Below are 19,161 nucleotides of genomic sequence, written 5' to 3' on the forward strand. Positions count from 1 at the left end.
CGCCAACTGCATTTGGGAAAATCTCAAGCCCCAGGGCGTCGCCGTGGTGATCGAGGCGACCCATGGCTGTATGACCGGGCGCGGCGTGCGCACGCCCAACGTCATGATGAAGACCAGCCGGATGCTCGGCGTATTCCGCGACGATGAAAAGTCGCGCGAGGAAGTGCTGAAGCTCATCGCCTCATGAGTGACACGGAAGAGCCTGCCTATCGTCCGCTCGGCAAGGCGCGTAACGACGCCCCGCCCGTCGGCGCGCCGCTGGCGCAGAAGCGGTTGGCGCTCGTCACCGGCGGGCACCGGCGGTTGGGCGGCATCATCGCGGCGACGCTGGCGAAGGCGGGCCATTCACTCGCCATCCACGGCAGCCATGACACACGGCTCGATTCCCATCTCGCGCTGACCTTCGAGGAGCAGGGGACGGAATGGGACGGCTTCGTCGTCGATTTCGCCGATCCCGAAGGGGCCGAGGAACTGGTCGGCATGGTCGCGGCCCGCTTCGGTCGCCCGCCCGATATCCTCGTCAACAGCGCCGCCATGTTCGGCCAGGACCGGCTCGACACGGTGAGCGCGGATGACCTGATGCGTCATTATGCGGTGAACTGCGCCGCACCGACGATGCTGACCAAGGCGTTCGCGACCGTGCCGGCGGGCGTCGGCGATCGCTGCATCATCAACATTCTCGATCAGCGGATCGACCACCCTCATGCCGACCAGCTGGCCTATACCCTGTCCAAGCTTGCGCTCGCCGGCCTGACCCGCACCAGCGCACACAGCCTGGCGCCCAAGGTCAGAGTCAATGCGGTGGCGCCGGGCCTGACCATAGCGACACCTGATTATGACGAGGCGCAGATGGAGCGGCTGGGGGCGATGATGCCGCTCGCTCGCTTGCCGCTGGCGGAGGAGATTGCGCAGGCGGTCCTCTATCTAGTCGACGCAAGCGCGGTGACCGGCCAGACGATCTATGTCGATGGCGGCGCCCATCTGAAAAGCTATGACCGCGACTTCATGCATCTGTGCCGATAGCACTGGCACAAATGCGAGGACATGGGGGCTGGTGAAGCACCTTCAGGGGCAATAGACCGGTCTCCAAATCAAGACTTTCTGTTGTCCGCGTTTCCCGAGTCAGCCGGTGGTACCCCCTGCTTAGAAAACGCTAAAAGGAGATGGCGATGACCTATGAAACGATCCTGGTCGAACAGCGCGACGCGGTAACGCTGATCACGCTCAACCGGCCGCAGGCGCTGAATGCGCTGAACAGCCAGGTACTCAAGGATTTGAGCGCTGCCTTTGCCGCCTATGATGCCGATCCGACCCAGCTTTGCGCCGTCCTGACCGGTAGCGGCGAAAAGGCCTTTGCGGCGGGCGCCGACATCAAGGAAATGGTCGACAAGAGTTCGGCCGACTTCTTCCTGGAGGATTTCTTCTCCGGCTGGCAGACTGGTGTCGTCGCCACTCGCAAGCCTTGGATCGCGGCAGTGCAAGGCTTTGCGCTGGGCGGTGGTTGCGAACTGGCGATGATGGCGGACTTCATCATCGCGGGCGATACGGCCAGGTTCGGCCAGCCCGAAATCAAGCTGGGCGTTGCGCCGGGCATGGGCGGATCGCAGCGCCTGACCCGCGCCGTGGGCAAGGCCAAGGCTATGGAAATGTGCCTGACCGGCCGCATGATGGATGCGGCGGAGGCAGAGCGTTCGGGCCTCGTCAGCCGGATCGTCCCCGCCGCCGAACTGCTGGATGAAGCGTTGAAGACAGCCGCCGCGATTGCCGCCATGCCGCCGATGGCGAGCATCATGAACAAGGAAATGGTCAATATCGCGTTCGAGACGGGGCTGGCCCAGGGTTTGCTGACCGAGCGTCGCTTGTTCCAGATCCTGACCGCGACCGAAGACAAGAAGGAAGGCATGACCGCCTTTGTCGAAAAGCGGGCGGGCGTCTGGCAGGGCCGCTGACCATTATCGCGGGCATATCTTTGAAATATCCCGTAACATATTGATTATCCTGCCATGGGCTGAGAAATTCTCGTTGGCCCATGGTGGAGTTCCCCGACACTCTCGTTTCACAAGAAAACGCAGAAACGACGGCGGGCGCAGCGATGCGTCCGCCTTCATCGTCCGGGGAGAGGTGAGGCGCAGCAAAGCGCCCCCTGATTGGCTCGTTGTGAAACAGGGAGCCACTTGCATGTCCGTTACTCCGTCCATCCGCTTTTCCACGCGCGCCGCACTGCTGCTTGCCTGCGCCGCCGGGGCGCTGAGCGCCGCCCATGCGCAGGAGCCGGTGGACGGCGATGAAGGCATGATCACCGTCACCGGCCGCCGTATCTCGCAATCGGCCGAGGCGATCGGCGAGGACAAGGTCAGCAATGTCGTGGCAGTGACGCGCGAGGCGCTGCTGTCCGCGCCGTCGGGCATTTCGGGCCTCAAGATGCTCGAGCAGCTGCCCGGCTTCAACGTGCAGACCGACGGCGCGCTCGGCCTCTACGAGTTTGGCAACAGCGTCCAGACGCGCGCCTTCAACCTCGACCAGATCGGCTTCGTGGTCGACGGCATCCCGACCGGCCGCAGCGACGCTTTCGGCGGCAGTCCGGTCTTCCGTTATGTCGACAATGAAAATCTGGGCGTGGTCGAAGCCGCGGTCGGCGCAGGCGACGTTGGCCTACCCAGCTATTCGACGCTCGGCCCTGTGGTGCAGTATAACAGCATCAAGCCGCAGGAAGAGATGGGCCTGTTCGTGTCCCAGAGCTTCGGCGACTTCAACATGAAGCGCACCTTCATCCGTGCCAGCACCGGACAGGTCGGGCCGTTCCGCGCCTATGTCAGCCGGACCAAGCTGGACACCGATCTGTGGCGCGGCGACGGCACGGTCGATCGCGAACATTGGGAAGGGATGCTGCACGCCGATCTGGGCGGCGACAGCTGGGCGCGGTTCAAGTTCGTATCGAACAAGTTCAATGACTTCGATTCCCCATCGCTCAGCCGCAGCCAATATCTGACCGGCACCGATGTCGGCGGGAAGAGCGGCCGGGATCGCGGCTATATCTCCGTCGTACCCAATACGACGCCCGGTTTCGCGCCGGTCGCGGGCGGGCCGGCCTACAGCAACGCCAACTATGCCTATACCAATACGCTCGCCATCAACGTCCGCGACGACAAGCTCTATGGTGGCACCGTTCATGCCGGCATCGCCGATGGCGTCTGGGCCGAAGCGACCGCCTATTATGAAGACAAGGGCGGTTATGGCGTGTCGCCCGACACCTATGCCAACAGCCTGACCATCTACCAGCGCGAAACGGCGGCCGGCATCGCGCTCACTGCGCCCAAGGGCACGCAATATGGCCTGTCGACCGTGGGCGGCGACCGTTATGGTCTGACCACCAAGCTGCATTGGGAGATCGGTGCGCACACGCTGGAGGCGGGCCTCTGGGGCGAGGTCGACACCTATAACCGCACCCAGGCGCGTTACAACACGACCGACGGCTCGCCTGCCAGCGCGCCGAACCTCGATGAACTCGTCTATGTTCGCCGCGACTATCAGAGCCAGCGCAATACGACGCAGGCATTCGTGAAGGACCGGATCGCCCTGCTGGACGACAGGCTGATCTTCGACCTCGGCATCAAGGCGCTGAACATCGATTATCGCTACAGCGGCTATCGCGATTTCAACGACTATTATCGCAACGCCGGGACGACCGCCGCGCCCCGTTGGGTTGCGGGCTGGGGACCGCAGACGCTGCGCACCAGCTATAGCGACGGTTTCCTGCCGATGGCGGGCGTGCTCTACAAGCTCGACAACCAGAGCCAGGTCTTCGCTTCCTATGCGGAGAATATGGCGTTGCCCAAAGGACTGGACGACGTCTTCTCGGTTTCGCTCAACAGCAGCGCAGTCGGCGTGCCCGCTCCGGCGCCCGAACGATCGCAGAATTTCGAAGCGGGCATCCGCACCAATCAGGGTGAATTCTACGCTTCCTACGCAGTCTATTATACCAAGTTCAAGAACCGCATCCAGTCGATCGGATCGATCCTGCCCGGCACCACCAACGTCATCGAGACTTTCTACCAGAATGTCGGCCGGGTGACGGCCTATGGCGCGGAATTCAGCGGCACCTACAAGCCGGGCTATCTGAACGGCCTTGCCTATTTCAATCTCAACGCGACCTACAATATCGCCAAGTTCAAGGACGATATCGCTACCGCGACGCTTACCTATCAGACCGACGGCAAATATATCCCCGACAGCGCCAAGTGGATCGTCAATGGCGGCGTGACCATCGAGCCGGCGAGTTGGCTGGTGGGCAATTTCAGCGGCAAATATACCTCGCGGCGCTGGTCGACCTTCGACAATTCGGCCGGGTCTAGCGTCAAGGGCTTCACCGTGTTCAGCGCCTATGTGGATATCGGCGACGGCATCAGCCTGGGTCCGGTCAAGGGCGTGAAGGCGCGGTTCAACATCGACAATATCTTCGACAAGGACACGCTGTCCTACATTTCGCCGGCGGTGACGGGCGACGGCAATTTCCGTCCGCTGTCCCCGCGCACCTTCCAGTTCACCATCTCGGGCGAAATCTGATGCGGGCTGTTCTGCTGATGGGAGCGGCGCTCGCCGCGCTGCTCCCGCTGACCGCACAGGCGGAGGCGCCGGCCGTCACGAAGAAGGACTTGTCGCTGCACCAGCGGCTGCTGACGCTCGACAGCCATCTCGACACGCCTGCCTCGCTCGACCTGCCCGGCTGGTCGATCGAGGAGGAACATGGCTATCATAGCGACTTTACCCAGGTCGACCTGCCGCGCATGAAGAAGGGCGGCCTCGATGGCGGCTTCTGGGCGATCTATACGGGACAGGGGCCGCTGACGATCGAAGGCTTCCGCAAGGCGCGCGACTTCGCGCTGCTGCGCGGCATGTCGATCCGGTCGATGGTCGCGGCCGACCCGGACAATTTCGCGCTGGCGACGGAGGCGAAGGATGCTGCGCCGATCGCTGCGGCGGGCAAGCGGGTCGTCTACATGTCGATCGAAAACGCCTATCCGCTGGGCGAGGACGTGTCCCTGCTCAAGACCTTCTACGACATGGGCGTGCGGGTGTCCGGCTTTGCCCATTTCGCGCACAACCAGTTCGCCGACAGTTCGACCGATCCGTCGAAGAAGCCGCGCTATGGTGGCCTCAGTCCGCTGGGCAAGGAACTGCTCAAGGAAATGAACCGGCTGGGCGTGGTTCCCGACGCCTCGCACAGCAGCGATCAGGTGCTGGACGATCTGCTGGCGCTGTCCACCTCGCCAGTGCTGCTGACCCACTCGGGCTGCAAGGCGGTCTATGATCATCCGCGCAACATCGACGACGCGCATCTGAAGGCGCTGGCGGCTAAGGGCGGCGTGATCCAGATGAACGCCTATGGCGCCTATCTGCGCGCATCAAAGCCCAATCCCGAACGGCAGAAGGCCTTGCAGGCGCTCTACGGCCAGATGCGCGAGGACGCCAAGCTGTCGCCGGAAAAGCGCGCCGAACTGCTGGCGAAACGGCAGGAAATAGATCGCCTCTATCCCGACACCGATCGGCCGACCTTCGACGATTTCATGGCGCACATGCTCCATGCGCTGAAGGTCGTGGGGCCGGACCATGTCGGCATCGGCCTCGACTGGGACGGCGGCGGCGGCGTTGTCGGCATGGAGGATGTGGTCGACCTGCCGAAGATCACCGCCGCCTTGCTGAAGGCCGGCTATAGCGAAGCTGATCTCCAGAAGATCTGGTCCGGCAATGTGCTGCGGGTGCTGGCGGCGGCGGACGCGGCGAAGGGTAAGTAAAGTCCCCACATCCGTTCGCGTCGAGCGAAGTCGAGAAGCGGTTAGCGCAATGCTTGACGTTTCTCGACACGCTCGAAACGAACGGATGTTGCTATTTCCCCTCCAGCATCTCGATCATCAGGGAGAAGTCGCGGCCGGCTTCTCCCTGGTTGGCGAGCATCTGGTAAAGCGCTTCGGCGGCATTGCCCATCGGTACCGATGCGCTGACCGAGGCGGCGGCCTCGGTCGCCAGCTTCAGATCCTTGAGCATCAGGCCGACGGCGAAACCGCCCTGATAGCCATTGTCGGCGGGCGTCTGCGGGCCGACGCCGGGAAGGGGGCAATAGCTGGTCATAGACCAGCTCTGGCCCGAAGAGACGCTGCTGATGTCGTAGAAGGTCTGCGGGTCGAGGCCGAGCTTCTTCGCCATGGCGAACGTCTCGCAGGTGGCGACCATGGTCGCGCCCAGCAGCATGTTATTGCATATCTTGGCCGCCTGACCATTGCCCGCGCCGCCGGCATGGATCACGGCCTTGCCCATGGCGGACAGGATCGGCTTGGCCTTGGCGAAGGCCGCGTCCGTGCCGCCGACCATGAAGGTCAGCGTGCCGCCATTGGCGGCCGCGATGCCGCCGGACACCGGGGCGTCGACCATCTCGAAACCCTTTGCCGTCGCGGCCTCGACCACACGGCGGGCGGTGGCGACGTCGATCGTCGAGCAATCGAGGAAGAGCGCACCGGGCTTCGCTACGCCAAAGACCTCACCACCATAGACGCCTTCGACATGCTTGCCGGCGGGCAGCATCGTCACGACCGCGTCGGCGCCGGCCACGGCGTCGGCGGCGCTGGTCGCGCGGACCGCGCCATGGCCTTCCGCCTTGGCCAGCGCCTCTTCCGACAGGTCGAAGGCGCGCACCGCATAGCCATTCTTCAGCAGGTTGGCGGCCATGCCGCCGCCCATATTGCCAAGGCCGATAAAGGCGATCGTCTGGGTCAATTTCCTATCCTCTCCAGCTTGATGTTGCCGCATCGCCAGCCGCGAAAAACCGGTTCCCACTTTTTCGCGCGATGCTCTTAACTTCGCACATTTCCCGCAAATTCTGACATTTTGTTACGCCGTTGTGATCCTATCGGAAAGTCGGGCGCGACGGGCTGGAGGAGGCTGGACATCAGTCTAGCAGCCACCGGCCCTGTAGGACAGGATCAGCCCACCTCCGCCAGTTGCGGCAGCGGCGTCCACTGTTTTTCCGACGGCAGCGGGGCAAAGATCGCATCGATCATCGCATCGCTCGCGTCCTCCAGCGTCGCCGGGCTCCAGTTCGGTGCATTATCCTTGTCGAAGATCACCGCGCGCACGCCCTCGACGAAATCGGGACGGCGGATGATCGCGCAGGCGAGGCCGAACTCCATCGCCATATTGTCGGCGAAGTCGGTCTTCCTGCCACCCTCGACCAGCTGGCGCAGCGCGACCTTGATCGTCTGGGGGGACTTGGTAGCCAGCACGCTCAGCTGCTTCGCTGCCCAGTCGCCGCCATCGTCCTTGAGTGCGGCGACGATCTCCTCGGCCTTGTCGGATGCGAAGAGGCGGTCGATATCGGCGCGGTTCGCCTCCAGTTTCGAGGAGGGGGGCACTTCCGCATTCTCGTCCAGTATCTCGCCCATGCCCAGCGGATCGGCCATGATGCGGGCCTTGATCGAGTCCAGCTTGTCGGAATGGATATAGTGGGTAGCGATGCCGATCGCGGCGCAGTCCGCCCCGTCGATCCGCGATCCGGTCGCCGCCAGCCAGGCGCCGACGCGGCCGGGCAGGCGCGGCAGGAACCAGCCGCCGCCCACGTCCGGGAACAGGCCGATGCCGGTTTCGGGCATGGCGAAGGTCGTGCGTTCGGTCGCGATGCGGAAGCGGGCGGGGAGCGAGATGCCGACGCCGCCGCCCATGACGATGCCGTCGATGAAGGCGGCGATCGGCTTGGGATAAACGAACAGCAGATGGTTCATCCGATATTCGACGTGAAAGAAGCGCTCCGCCTCGATGCAGTCCGCCTTGGCGCTGTTGGCGATCAGCGCAATGTCGCCGCCAGCGCAGAAGCCGCGACCTTCCGTATGATCGATGATGACCGCCAGCACGCTGTCGTCCTGCGCCCATTCCAGCAGCGCGTCGTTGATCGCTTCGCACATCTCCGGCGTCAGCGCATGGATCGCCTTGGGCCGGTTGAGCCGGATGCGGCCGACGCCATTTTCGATGAAGGTCAGAACCTGGTCCGTCATATCTGCTCCTCAAATCCGGTGGGGGAGGCGACTATTGCCGCAGCATGTCCCGCGCGACGATCATCCGCATGACCTGATTGGTGCCTTCCAATATGGAATGCACGCGCAGATCGCGCCAGAAGCGCTCGATCGGATAATCCATCAGATAGCCATAGCCGCCATGGAGTTGCAGCGCGCGATCGGCCACGGACGATCCCGTGTCGGTGGCCAGCCGTTTCGCCATCGCGGCGAAGCGGGTCTTGTCGGGCGCATTCTCCGTCACCTTTACCGCGGCGGCGTAGAGCAGGGTGCGCGCCGCCTCCAATTCCGTCTGCATGTCGGCAAGCGTGAACTGGGTGTTCTGGAAGTCGGCGATCGACTGGCCGAACTGCTTGCGGTCCTTGGTATATTGCACCGCCTCGTCGATGCAGCGTTGTGCGCCGCCCAGCGAACAGGCGCCGATGTTAAGGCGGCCGCCGTCCAGACCCATCATCGCGATGCGGAAGCCTTCGCCTTCGCCGCCGACCAGATTTTCCGCCGGCACGCGCACGCCGTCGAAATTGACCTGCGCGGTGGGCTGGGAATGCCAGCCGAGCTTGCGTTCCTGCGCGCCGAAACTGACGCCTTCCATGTCCTTTTCGATGACGAGGCAACTGATCCCCTTGGGGCCGTCCTCGCCCGTACGGACCATGACGACATAGACTTCATTCTCGCCGCCGCCGGAGATGAACTGCTTGGAGCCGGTGACGACATAATGGTCGCCGTCCCGAACCGCGCGGGTCTTGAGGCTGGCCGCGTCGGAGCCTGCGCCCGCCTCGGTCAGGCAATAGCTCGCCATGCGCGCCATCGGGACGAGGTCGGGGAGATATTTGTCCTTCACCGCCTGACCGCCGAAACGATCGATCATCCAGGCCGACATATTGTGGATGGAGATGAAAGCGCTGGTGGACGGGCAGCCATAAGCCAGCGCCTCCATGATCAGCGCGGCTTCCAGGCGCCCCAGGCCGATGCCGCCCGCTTCCTCCGACACATAGATGCCGCCAAAGCCCAGTTCGGCGGCGGCGCGGATCGTGTCGCGGGGGAAGATATGCTTCTCGTCCCACTCGGCGGCGTACGGCGTGATGGCATCGGCGGTAAAGCGCTGCGCCATCTCCTGGATCGCGCGCTGGTCGTCGGTCAGGTCGAATTGGGTCATGGCAGCTTCATTCCTCAACGGCGTCATGCCGGACTTGCTCCGGCATCCAGAGTGCTGGACATTGTATCTGAACCTCTGGATCCTGACTTTCGTCAGGATGATGATGATCAACTTGATTCAAGAAATTCCTCATCGCAGCATCATTTGATGGACCGTCAACCCGCAGTGTACATCATGGCCAGTGAGCGCAATGGCACGCTCTATATTGGCATCACATTCGACCTGATGGGGCGCATCCATCAGCATCGCGCCAAGGCGATGGATGGTTTCACCGCGCGATATGATGTCAATCGGCTCGTCTGGTTCCAAATGTGCGACACCATGGAAGTGGCCATCGTGCGGGAAAAGCAATTGAAGAACTGGCGGCGGAAATGGAAGCTGGACCTTATCGAGGCGGACAATCCCCGTTGGCTCGATCTGGCGGAGCATTTGGGCTTCGATCCACTCTGAACCCCACTCTGGATGCCGGACTTGATCCGGCATCCAGAGTCCCTCGCATTGCGCCTGGAAACCTGGATCCTGACTTTCGTCAGGATGACGGAAAGGAGGAGCATCCCCAAAATCACCCCATGGTCGGGATGACGAAGGCGTTGGCCGCGTCGCCCACCCCGCCGTCGGGCCAGCGCTGGGTGATGGTCTTGACCTTCGTCCAGAACTTCACGCCTTCCATGCCGTGCTGGTTGGTGTCGCCGAAGGCCGAGCGCTTCCAGCCGCCGAAGGTGTGATAGGCGACCGGCACCGGGATGGGTACGTTGATGCCGACCATGCCAACATTGACGCGGGCAGCGAATTCGCGCGCCGCATGGCCGTTGCGGGTGAAGATGGCGACGCCATTGCCATATTGATGCTGGCTGGGGAGGGCGAGCGCTTCCTCGAAGCTCTCCGCGCGCACCATCTGGAGCACGGGGCCGAAGATTTCTTCCTTGTAGGAGCGCATGGTCGGCTTCACATGGTCGAAGAGCGTCGGCCCGACGAAGAAGCCTTCCTCATGTCCCTGGAGCGTGAAGCCGCGACCGTCGACCACCAGTTCAGCGCCTTCGTCGACGCCCATCTGGATATAGCTTTCGATCTTCGCCTTGTGCGCGGCGGTGACGACCGGGCCATAATGGGCTTCGGGATCGGTGGAGACGCCGACGCGCAGTGCCTCGATCGCGGGGATCAGCTTTTCGCGGAGCGCGTTGGCCGTCTTCTCGCCCACCGGGGTTACGACGGGGAGCGCCATGCAGCGCTCACCCGCCGACCCGAAGGCGGCGCCGGAGAGGTCATTCACCACCTGGTCGAGGTCCGCGTCCGGCATGACGATGCCGTGATTCTTCGCGCCGCCCATGGCCTGCACGCGCTTGCCGTTGTCGACGCCGCGCTTGTAGACATAATGGGCGATGTCCGACGATCCGACGAAGCTGATCGCGCCGATATCCGGATGGTCGAGAATGGCGTCGACCATTTCCTTGTCGCCCTGCACGACCTGAAGGATGCCTTCGGGCAGGCCGGCTTCCAGGAAGAGTTCGCAAAGACGCACGGGCACCGACGGATCGCGTTCGGATGGCTTCATGATGAAGGCATTGCCGGTCGCGATGGCGACGCCCGACATCCACAGCGGGATCATGCCGGGGAAGTTGAAGGGCGTGATGCCAGCGCCGATGCCGATCGGCTGGCGGAAGCTGTAGACGTCGATGCCCGGCCCTGCGCCCTGGGTATATTCGCCCTTCAGGACATGAGGGATGCCGCAGCAGAATTCGATGACTTCCAGACCGCGTTGAATGTCACCCTTGGCGTCGGCGATCACCTTGCCATGTTCGGAACTGAGCAGATGCGCCAGCTCGTCCATATGCTTTTCGACCAGCGCCTTGAAGTTGAACATGACGCGGGCGCGGCGCTGCGGATTGACGGCGGCCCAGGCGGGCTGCGCCTTCTTCGCGGCCTCGACCGCCTTGTCGAGCAGGGCGGCATCGCCCAGCGCTACACGCGCCTGCACGCTGCCATTATTGGGATCGAACACGTCGCTGTAGCGCGTCGGCGCGACGTCATGGGCGAAGGCGAGCTTGTGCGAAATCTCACGCATTGGGGTTGTCATGTTCTTGGCCTCTCCTTGGTTGCCGCCTTGTAGCGCTGCGGCGTTATTGCAAGCAACAGCGGAATATCGCATGACGATGCTGCAATAATGCAGCGACAAGGGGCGGCATGTTCGATTGGGACGACCTCAGGGTATTTCTCGCCGTGGCGCGCGCGCGCAAGGTTGCGCCGGCGGCGCGGGCGCTGGGGATCGACGCGACGACCATCGCGCGGCGGATCGCCCGGCTGGAAAAGGCGCTGGACGCTGACCTGTTCGAGGTCGGCGCAGGCGATCGGTCGCTGACCTCGCGCGGTCAGGAATTGCTGGGCCATGCCGAGGCGGCCGAAAGCGCGGCGCTGGCGGCGGTCGAGCAGATGAGCGGGCAGGAACGCAAGCTGAGCGGACAGGTGCGGCTGTCGGTGGCGGAGGGGTTCGGCACCTGGGTGCTGGCGCCGGGCATGGGGGATTTCAATCGGCGGCATCCGGGGATCAGGCTGGATCTCATCACCGCATCGGGTTTCCTCAATCCCTCCAAGCGGGAAGCCGACATGGCGGTGATGCTGGCGCGGCCGCAGCGCGGGCGACTGACGGTGCGGCGGCTGGGCGACTATCGGCTGCACCTCTACGCGTCGCCCGCCTATCTGGAGCGGGTCGGGCGGCCGGGCAAGCCCGCAGACCTGCGCGATTGCACGCTGGTCGGCTATGTGCCGGAGTTCATCTTTTCCCCCGAACTCGACTATCTGGACGAGGTGGAGGCGGGGCTGGAGGCCAATCTGCGATCGACCAGCATCACCATGCAGCAGAGGATGATCGCGGAGGGGGCGGGGATCGGCGTGCTGCCCGACTTCATCGGCCGGCGCGATCCCGGCCTGATGCCCTTGATGGCCGACCGTGTTGAAATCACGCGCAGCTTCTGGCTGGTGATGCAGGACGACATGCGGCGTCTGGCCCGGATCGGGGCCGTCGCCGACTGGTTGCAGGACAGGGTCGACATATTGTCCGGTTTCCGCGACGTCCGGGGCGCCGCTTGAGGCGATCCGGCGCGAATTCGCCAGAAAGTCAATCGACGTGGCCCGTCCGGCTCGCTAAGGGAGTCGCGATGGATAGAGAGCATTCGCATTTCGCCCATGCAGTATAAGCCCAAGCGCAGCCGGGCCATGGCCCTGCAAAGCAGCGAGTTTCGCGCGCGCGCGACCGAATATCTGGACTTCCTCGCCGCCTGGGTGAAGAAGCCGCGTCAGACCGCGTCGGTCGTTCCGTCGAGCCGCTATCTTGCGCGCCTGATGGTCGCGCAGATCGATCCGCAGGACGGCCGCGTGCTGGAACTGGGCGGGGGGACCGGCGTGTTCACCCGCGCGATCCTGGAAACCGGCCTGCCGCCCGAAAAGCTGGAGGTGGTGGAGATCAATCCCGCCTTCGCGCGAGGCCTGCGCCGGCATTTCCCCCATGTGTCCGTGCTGGAAACGCCGGCGCAGATCGTGTCGACTGCGACCGCGGGCGAGCCGGGCGACTATCAGACGGTGGTGAGCGGCCTGCCGCTGCTGGCGATGGACCGGCGCATGCATGTCGACATATTGTCGGAAGCCTTCCGCATGTTGAAGCCGGGCGGCAGTTTCGTGCAGTTCACCTATTCGATGCGCCCGCCGGTTAATCGCGAGTTGCTGGAGGCGCTGGACCTGGATGTGGTGCGTGCCGGTCAGACGGTGCGCAATTTCCCGCCGGCGACCGTCTTCCGCTTCTTCCGCCGGGGCGAATAGCGAGAGCCACGTAAAAGGGCCGCATCGTGTGATGCGGCCCTTTTGGTCTGTCAGTAGAAGGCCCCGTAGATCACGTCGACGATCTTGCGGTCGCGGCTGCGGACCAGCAGCAAGTCGGGTCCATAGCGGACCCAGCGATAACCGCGCGGCGGCGCGCCGACGCCCAGATGAGCATAGTCGTCATAATAATATTGGGTCGACAGGAAGATCGTCGGCAGCAGCAGGCCGATGGTCCAGCGGCGGTAGCGATAACCGTGCGGGTAGAGGAAGCCCGGTCGGTGGATCGGCCTGAATTGCGGCGGACGGCCCGCGCCGGGGCGGTGCTGCGGCAGCGGCTTGACCGGGCGAGTGCCGGGTCGCGGCGGCTGGATCGCCGGCCCACCGGTGCCTGGGCGGAGCGGCTGGACCGATGGCCCGCCTGGCCTTGGCGGTTGCGGTTTGGGCGGCTGGGGTTTCGGAGGTTGGGGCCGGGGCGGTTGCGGCTGGGACGGCCTTTGCATCCGGTCCTGTTGCTGCTGGGCCAACGCGATGTCGGGGGCGACGATCAGCGCGATCGAGAGAAAGAGCACTGCCTTTTTCATGGGCCATCTCCGCTTATGGGAAACGGAATCTAAGCCCGTCATATTGCTGGAGCAATGTTTTTCAGACGGTTGTATCGCGGCGTCGCAGCCCTATCTTTCCGGCTAGGCAAAGGGGGGCAGAGCCATCCATGGCATCCATCATTGAAATCAACGGCCTGACAAAACGCTATGCGTCGGGTTTCGAGGCGCTGAAGGGCGTCGACCTGACGATCGAGGAAGGCGAGATATTCGCGCTGCTGGGCCCGAACGGCGCCGGCAAGACGACGATGATCTCCATCATCTGCGGCATCGCCCGCGCGACCGGCGGCAGCGTAACCGTGGCCGGGCATGACATCGTCCGCGACTATCGCGGCGCGCGTACGGCGATCGGCCTCGTGCCGCAGGAACTGAGCACCGACCAGTTCGAGCGGGTGATCGACACGGTGGCGCTGAGCCGCGGCATCTTCGGCAAGCCCCGCAACGACGCCTATGTCGAGAAGATCCTGCGCGACCTGTCGCTGTGGGACAAGCGCCACAACAAGATCCTTGAACTGTCGGGCGGCATGAAGCGCCGCGTGATGATCGCCAAGGCGTTGTCCCACGAACCGCGCGTCCTGTTCCTCGACGAACCGACCGCCGGCGTCGACGTCGAACTGCGCCGCGACATGTGGAAGCTGATCGGCGAACTGCGCCAGACCGGCGTGACCATCATCCTGACCACCCACTATATCGAGGAGGCGGAGGAAATGGCCGACCGGGTGGGCGTGATCAACAGGGGCGAACTGGTGCTGGTCGAGGAAAAGACCGCGCTCATGAAAAAGCTCGGCAAGAAGGCGCTGACCGTGGTGCTGGCCGACCCGATCGAGGCGGTTCCGGCGGAACTGGCGGACTGGAACGTCACGCTGGGCGCAGACGGTCATGAGATCGACTATATCTTCGATACCCAGGCGGAGCGGACCGGCGTGTCGTCGCTGCTGCGCAGGCTGGGCGATCTCGGCATCGCCTACAAGGATCTCAACACCAAGCAGAGCAGCCTGGAAGATATTTTCGTGAGCCTCGTCCATCAGGAGAAGGCCGCATGAGCCTCCAGAATTTCCGGGCGATCGCGTCCATCTACAAGTTCGAACTGCATCGCTTTCGCCGCACCTGGCTGACCGGACTGCTGGTCCCGGTCATCACCACCACGCTCTATTTCGTGGTGTTCGGCGGGGCGATCGGATCGCGCATGACGCAGGTGGACGGCATTCCCTATGCCGCCTTCATCGTGCCGGGCCTGATCATGATGTCGATGCTGACCGAAAGCATCTTCAACGCCAGCTTCGGCATCTACATGCCCAAATTCACCGGCACCATCTATGAACTGCTGTCGGCGCCCATCTCCGCCACGGAAACGGTGATCGCCTATGTCGGCGCGGCGGCGACCAAGTCGCTGATCGTGGGCACCATCATCTTCCTGACCGCGCATCTGTTCGTCGACATCCAGGTGGCCCATCCTTTCGCCATGGCGGGCTTCATGGTCCTGATCGCGATCAGCTTCTGCCTGTTCGGGTTCATCCTGGGCATCTGGGCGCAGGGGTTCGAACAGTTGCAGGTGATCCCGCTGCTGGTCGTGACGCCGCTCACCTTCCTGGGTGGCGCCTTCTATTCGGTGCACATGCTGGCCGATCCGTGGCGGACCATGACCCTGTTCAACCCGATCGTCTATCTGATCTCCGGCTTTCGCTGGACCTTCTTCGGCCGGGGCGATGTGGGGATCGAATATAGCCTGCTGTTCGTCGCGGCGATGCTGACGCTGTGCCTGGGCATCATCGGCTGGATGTTCCGGACCGGCTATCGCTTGAAGAAGTGAAAAGGCGACTGAAGAAATGAAAAGGGCGGCCCATGGCCGCCCCATATACTCCACTGGTCAGGCGTAGCTTCTTCAGGCCGCCTGGCTTTCCGGCGTCACGGCGAACAGGGTCACACCCTTATATTTGTCGTCGCCGTCATTGTAGAGGCCATACATCGCCTCGAACGCTTCATCCAGCACTTGCAGGTCGGACAGGCCGGCCAGCTTGAACGTGCCGAGCTTCAGCTCGCGCGGCGGCGTGCCGTTGCGGTCCGTGGTCACGGCGTCGATATACATCTCGTCATGACGCGTGTAGAGGATGTGCGGCGCCAGCGTGACGACCATCTTGTTATAGGTCACCTTCAGGCACTTCTGGAGCGCGATCGCTTCAAAAATCTCGGTCGGGGCTTGCATGATTGGCTCTCCCTGACGGATTTTGCCGATTCTTTCAATTGCTTTGTGCGCTGCACCATATTCCTCCCGTGCAATCGTCGGGACGAATGGATCAGGCCGGCATCAATCCCAGCCGTTCGCGCAGGCTCCAGCGGGCGATGAGCAGGACGGCGACCGCGCCGAGTCCGCTCGCGAGTCCCAGCCAGATGCCGACACCCGCCATGCGCAGCGGGAAGGCGAGCAGGGTGCCGACGCCGATGCCCACGACCCAATAGCCGATCAGGGCGAATATCATCGGCACCTTGGTATCCTGCACGCCGCGCAGCACGCCCGCGCCGACCGCCTGCGCGGCATCGACCAGCTGGAACAGCGCGGCGACGGCGAGGAAGCTGACGGCAAGGCTGGCGGTACGCGCGTTGGCGGGATTGCTGAGATCCAGGAAGGCGGACACCAGCGTGCGCGGCATCAGGATCAGCAGCGCGCCGGAGCAGATGGCGAAGCCGGTGCCGATCAGCAGGGCGAGCCAGCCGGCGCGACCGATGCCGGCGCGGTCCCTGCGCCCATAGGCGATGCCGACGCGTACCGTCGCGGCCTGACCTATGCCCATCGGCACCATGAAGACGAGCGCGGCGATCTGGATCGCGACCGCATGGGCGGCGAGCGAGTCCCGCCCGATCAGCCCCATGAGGAAGGCGGAGGCGTTGAACACCGTCGTCTCGAACCCCAGGGTGATGGCGATCGGCAGGCCCAGCGCCCAGACCTGTCGATGGCGTTCGCGATCGCGCGTCCAGAAACGGCCCATCAGGCTGTAGCGGCGGAAGCGCCGATCGACGAGGATGACGGCCAGCAGCCCCAAGAAGAGGAAGCAGGAGGAGAGGGTGCTGGCCAAGCCGGCGCCGAACAGGCCCAGTTCGGGCAGGCCGAAATGCCCGAAGATCAGCGCCCAGCCCATCAGTACGTTGATCGGGATGGCCAGCAGCATCACGATCAGCCCCCAGACTGGCCGTTCGAGCGCTGCGATGAAGTTGCGCAAGGTGGTGAAGCAGAGGAAGGGCAGCAGCGCCCATTGCAGTCCGCGCATCAACTGGCCGGCCTCATGGGCGAGGTCCGGCTGCTGTCCCATGGCGAGCAGGATCGTCTCGCATTCCCACAGGACCGCCCAGGCAGGCAGCACGAAGAAGACGGCGGCGCGCAGCGTCTGCTGGACGGTGCGGCGCACGTCGCGAACGCTATGGCGGCGGCGCCCCCGTTCGGTGGCGATCAGTGGCGAGGCGGCGGTGACGAGGCCCATGCCGAAGATCAGCAACGCATGGAACAGATTGATGGCGAGCGCACCCGCCGCCACACTTTCCGCGCCCCGGCGGCCGAGCAGCAGCAGATCGGTCGCGGCGATCGCCGACCAGGCGATATTGCCCGCGATCATCGGCAGGGCGAGCGCGATCAGTGCGCCGGCCTCGATGCGCCAGGGGGAAGGGTGGGTCACGTTGATGGTCCAGACAAGAAGACATGGTGCTCCTGCGAACGCAGGAGCCCAGGATGCTGGGCGCTTATCGACGCCCTGGGCTCCTGCGTTCGCAGGAGCACGGCGTTCATAAAGGCGTCAGTGCTTCTTGAACAGATGCAGCACGCCGACGATGACGCCGCCGACCACCAGCCCGACGATCGCGCCGCCAATGGCGTTGACCAGCCAGTCGAGGAAGCCGCCGATCGCGGGCACCGCACGGGCGGCCCCTTCCGCCACATGGTGGATCGCGCCGGGGATCAGGTCGAGGTGAAATTCATGCAGGCCATGAACAATCAGCCCGCCGCCGACCCACAGCATGGCGGCGGTGCCGACCACCGCCAGGATCGACATCAGAACCGGCATCGCCCTCACCAGCGTGCGGCCAAAAGCCTGCGTGCCCGCGCCGTCCTTTTCGGCAAGGTGCAGGCCGATATCGTCCATCTTCACGATCAGGCCCACCACGCCATAGACGCCCGCGGTGATCAGGATGGCGACGACCACCAGGATGATCGCCTGCTCCCATACCGGTTCGGTCGCGACCGTGCCCAATGCGATCGCCATGATCTCGCCCGACAGGATGAAGTCGGTGCGGATGGCGCTCGACACCTTCTGATTTTCCAGCTCGGCGGAACTGTGCGCCTTGACCGCTTCCTCGGCGACGTCATGGCCGCCCTGAATCGCCTCCAGCAGCTTTTCTACTGCCTCGAAACAGAGGAAGGCGCCGCCCAGCATCAGCAGTGGCGGCAGCAGCCAGGGCGCGAAGGCGCTCATCAACAGACAGGCGGGCAGCAGGAAGAGCAGCTTGTTGCGCAGCGACCCCTTGGCGATCTTCCAGATGATCGGCAGTTCGCGGTCTGGGGTCAGGCCCATCACATATTTGGGCGTGACGGCGGCATCGTCGATCACGACACCGGCGGCCTTGGTCCCGGCCTTGCCGGCTGCGGCGGCGACATCGTCCAGCGAGGTCGCAGCGAGCTTGGCAATGCCCGCCACATCGTCGAGCAGCGCGATCAGACCCGAAGGCATAGTTTTTGATTCCCCTGTTGCGGGTGAAAACGCCCGTGCGTCAGCCTCATAGAGGGCGCGCATCGGGGGGGCAATGGACTGTATCGGTTTGAAAATCGGAGCCGGGCCGGTGCGGCAAAGCGCCGAACGGCGCATTGTCCATCAGGCGGCGTCCATCAGGCGGTCAGTAGTTTCCGGGCGGGTCGCTGGCGGGGAAGCTTTCGTCGGACTGTTCGTCGACCTTGTCCCACTGGTCGGACGTAACGCCATTTTGCGGTCCGGCGTCGCGCACCACACCCGACGATCCGACCGGCCCACGATCGTCCGGTTCGCGGCCGTCGCCCATCCACTCCCGCCATCCCTTGATCGCGATCGCGCCCAGGCCGGTGACGACCGCAAGTTTCAACAGCCCCTTCATGATTGCTTCTCCTGCCCAGGATGAAGATGAACCCAGTCGGCACGATCGCCCCGCACGGCATCGGGGGTCAGGCGAATCTCGCCTTCCTCATCCGATCCTGACGGTGCGTCCTCTTCGGCGCCAAGCCGCCCGACGCTCCAACGCTCGCGCAGCGCCGCTTCAATCATCGAATGCCAGACAGCCGCGTCGCCGGCCGTGCGCATGGCGGTGTCAGGCTCTTTCAACAGGGCCAGAATGCTGGCTGCATCCTCCACCCTGGCGGGCCAGTCGTCCGGCTCCGCCGCCGCCAGATGGCGGGCCAGTCGTTCGATCAGGGAACGGTCTTCCATATGTAGCGAACGCGCGTCCCGCGCCGCTGTTCCGCGTCCTCGTAACGATATCGCATCGATATGAACCAGCTTGCGATCGGCGGGTTGGAGGAGAGCGGGGA

Annotated in this window: 20 protein-coding genes; 10 read left to right on the forward strand and 10 right to left on the reverse strand. The window is 63.9% G+C overall.

Annotated features, from left to right (window positions below; translation table 11 throughout):
• From VMR39_RS14100 to VMR39_RS14120, 5 genes are all read left to right on the forward strand, one after another.
• Positions 1–187 (forward strand): GTP cyclohydrolase I (locus VMR39_RS14100; protein ID WP_325416623.1); only part of this gene is annotated, 187 nt, incomplete at its 5' end.
• Positions 184–1,023, forward strand: coding sequence for an SDR family oxidoreductase (locus VMR39_RS14105; protein ID WP_325416624.1), 840 nt, complete (start codon positions 184–186; stop codon positions 1,021–1,023). The genes VMR39_RS14100 and VMR39_RS14105, both read left to right, overlap by 4 nt.
• A gap of 146 nt (positions 1,024–1,169) precedes the next feature.
• Positions 1,170–1,949: an enoyl-CoA hydratase-related protein gene (locus VMR39_RS14110; protein ID WP_325416625.1), complete on the forward strand. Its 780-nt coding sequence runs from the start codon at positions 1,170–1,172 to the stop codon at positions 1,947–1,949.
• Positions 1,950–2,178: 229 nt separating this feature from the next.
• Entirely contained in the window at positions 2,179–4,563 is a 2,385-nt protein-coding gene (locus VMR39_RS14115) for a TonB-dependent receptor (protein ID WP_325416626.1), read from the forward strand.
• Entirely contained in the window at positions 4,563–5,792 is a 1,230-nt protein-coding gene (locus VMR39_RS14120) for a dipeptidase (RefSeq protein WP_325416627.1), read from the forward strand. Before VMR39_RS14115 ends, VMR39_RS14120 begins: the two co-directional genes overlap by 1 nt.
• Positions 5,793–5,883: 91 nt before the next feature.
• On the opposite strand, the gene mmsB is transcribed toward VMR39_RS14120, so the two are convergent.
• The 3 genes from mmsB to VMR39_RS14135 form a co-directional block, all read right to left on the reverse strand.
• Positions 5,884–6,768: a 3-hydroxyisobutyrate dehydrogenase gene (mmsB, locus tag VMR39_RS14125; protein WP_325416628.1), complete on the reverse strand. Its 885-nt coding sequence runs from the start codon at positions 6,766–6,768 to the stop codon at positions 5,884–5,886.
• 206 nt (positions 6,769–6,974) lie between these two features.
• Positions 6,975–8,039 (reverse strand): enoyl-CoA hydratase/isomerase family protein, encoded by a 1,065-nt coding sequence (locus tag VMR39_RS14130; protein ID WP_325416629.1) that lies wholly within the window; start codon positions 8,037–8,039, stop codon positions 6,975–6,977.
• A 31-nt stretch (positions 8,040–8,070) separates the two neighbouring features.
• Positions 8,071–9,213 (reverse strand): acyl-CoA dehydrogenase family protein, encoded by a 1,143-nt coding sequence (locus VMR39_RS14135; RefSeq protein WP_325416630.1) that lies wholly within the window; start codon positions 9,211–9,213, stop codon positions 8,071–8,073.
• 147 nt (positions 9,214–9,360) lie between these two features.
• Between VMR39_RS14135 and VMR39_RS14140 the strand changes: the two genes are divergently transcribed.
• Positions 9,361–9,663, forward strand: coding sequence for a GIY-YIG nuclease family protein (locus VMR39_RS14140; protein WP_325416664.1), 303 nt, complete (start codon positions 9,361–9,363; stop codon positions 9,661–9,663).
• A gap of 112 nt (positions 9,664–9,775) precedes the next feature.
• On the opposite strand, the gene VMR39_RS14145 is transcribed toward VMR39_RS14140, so the two are convergent.
• Entirely contained in the window at positions 9,776–11,275 is a 1,500-nt protein-coding gene (locus tag VMR39_RS14145) for a CoA-acylating methylmalonate-semialdehyde dehydrogenase (protein WP_325416665.1), read from the reverse strand.
• Positions 11,276–11,394: 119 nt separating this feature from the next.
• On the opposite strand from VMR39_RS14145, the gene VMR39_RS14150 reads away from it, so the two are divergent.
• Together VMR39_RS14150 and VMR39_RS14155 are read left to right on the forward strand one after the other, a co-directional pair.
• Entirely contained in the window at positions 11,395–12,297 is a 903-nt protein-coding gene (locus VMR39_RS14150) for a LysR family transcriptional regulator (RefSeq protein ID WP_325416631.1), read from the forward strand.
• A 96-nt stretch (positions 12,298–12,393) separates the two neighbouring features.
• Positions 12,394–13,023: a class I SAM-dependent methyltransferase gene (locus tag VMR39_RS14155; protein WP_325416632.1), complete on the forward strand. Its 630-nt coding sequence runs from the start codon at positions 12,394–12,396 to the stop codon at positions 13,021–13,023.
• Between the two features lie 50 nt (positions 13,024–13,073).
• Here VMR39_RS14155 and VMR39_RS14160 read toward each other — a convergent pair whose 3' ends face one another.
• Positions 13,074–13,604, reverse strand: coding sequence for an RcnB family protein (locus VMR39_RS14160; RefSeq protein ID WP_325416633.1), 531 nt, complete (start codon positions 13,602–13,604; stop codon positions 13,074–13,076).
• A gap of 128 nt (positions 13,605–13,732) precedes the next feature.
• On the opposite strand from VMR39_RS14160, the gene VMR39_RS14165 reads away from it, so the two are divergent.
• Together VMR39_RS14165 and VMR39_RS14170 are read left to right on the forward strand one after the other, a co-directional pair.
• Complete coding sequence (locus VMR39_RS14165) at positions 13,733–14,665, forward strand: ABC transporter ATP-binding protein (protein ID WP_325416634.1); 933 nt, start codon at positions 13,733–13,735, stop codon at positions 14,663–14,665.
• Entirely contained in the window at positions 14,662–15,432 is a 771-nt protein-coding gene (locus VMR39_RS14170; protein WP_325416635.1) for an ABC transporter permease, read from the forward strand. The genes VMR39_RS14165 and VMR39_RS14170 overlap by 4 nt, the downstream gene beginning before the upstream one ends.
• Before the next feature lie 72 nt (positions 15,433–15,504).
• Here the strand turns inward: VMR39_RS14170 and VMR39_RS14175 are convergent, their stop codons facing one another.
• The 5 genes from VMR39_RS14175 to VMR39_RS14195 all read right to left on the reverse strand — a co-directional run bounded on the left by VMR39_RS14175 (position 15,505) and on the right by VMR39_RS14195 (position 19,060).
• Entirely contained in the window at positions 15,505–15,825 is a 321-nt protein-coding gene (locus tag VMR39_RS14175) for a hypothetical protein (protein ID WP_325416636.1), read from the reverse strand.
• Positions 15,826–15,916: 91 nt separating this feature from the next.
• The gene (locus VMR39_RS14180) at positions 15,917–17,227 is read right to left on the reverse strand and encodes an MATE family efflux transporter (protein WP_325416666.1); all 1,311 of its coding nucleotides are present in this window, start codon (positions 17,225–17,227) and stop codon (positions 15,917–15,919) included.
• A 177-nt stretch (positions 17,228–17,404) separates the two neighbouring features.
• Complete coding sequence (locus VMR39_RS14185) at positions 17,405–18,334, reverse strand: DUF808 domain-containing protein (protein WP_325416637.1); 930 nt, start codon at positions 18,332–18,334, stop codon at positions 17,405–17,407.
• 163 nt (positions 18,335–18,497) lie between these two features.
• Positions 18,498–18,731, reverse strand: coding sequence for a hypothetical protein (locus tag VMR39_RS14190; RefSeq protein WP_325416638.1), 234 nt, complete (start codon positions 18,729–18,731; stop codon positions 18,498–18,500).
• Positions 18,728–19,060: a hypothetical protein gene (locus VMR39_RS14195; protein WP_325416639.1), complete on the reverse strand. Its 333-nt coding sequence runs from the start codon at positions 19,058–19,060 to the stop codon at positions 18,728–18,730. The genes VMR39_RS14190 and VMR39_RS14195 overlap by 4 nt, the downstream gene beginning before the upstream one ends.
• Positions 19,061–19,161 lie beyond the last annotated feature (101 nt).

Source organism: Sphingobium sp. (assembly GCF_035511395.1).
Classification (GTDB): Bacteria; Pseudomonadota; Alphaproteobacteria; order Sphingomonadales; family Sphingomonadaceae; genus Sphingobium.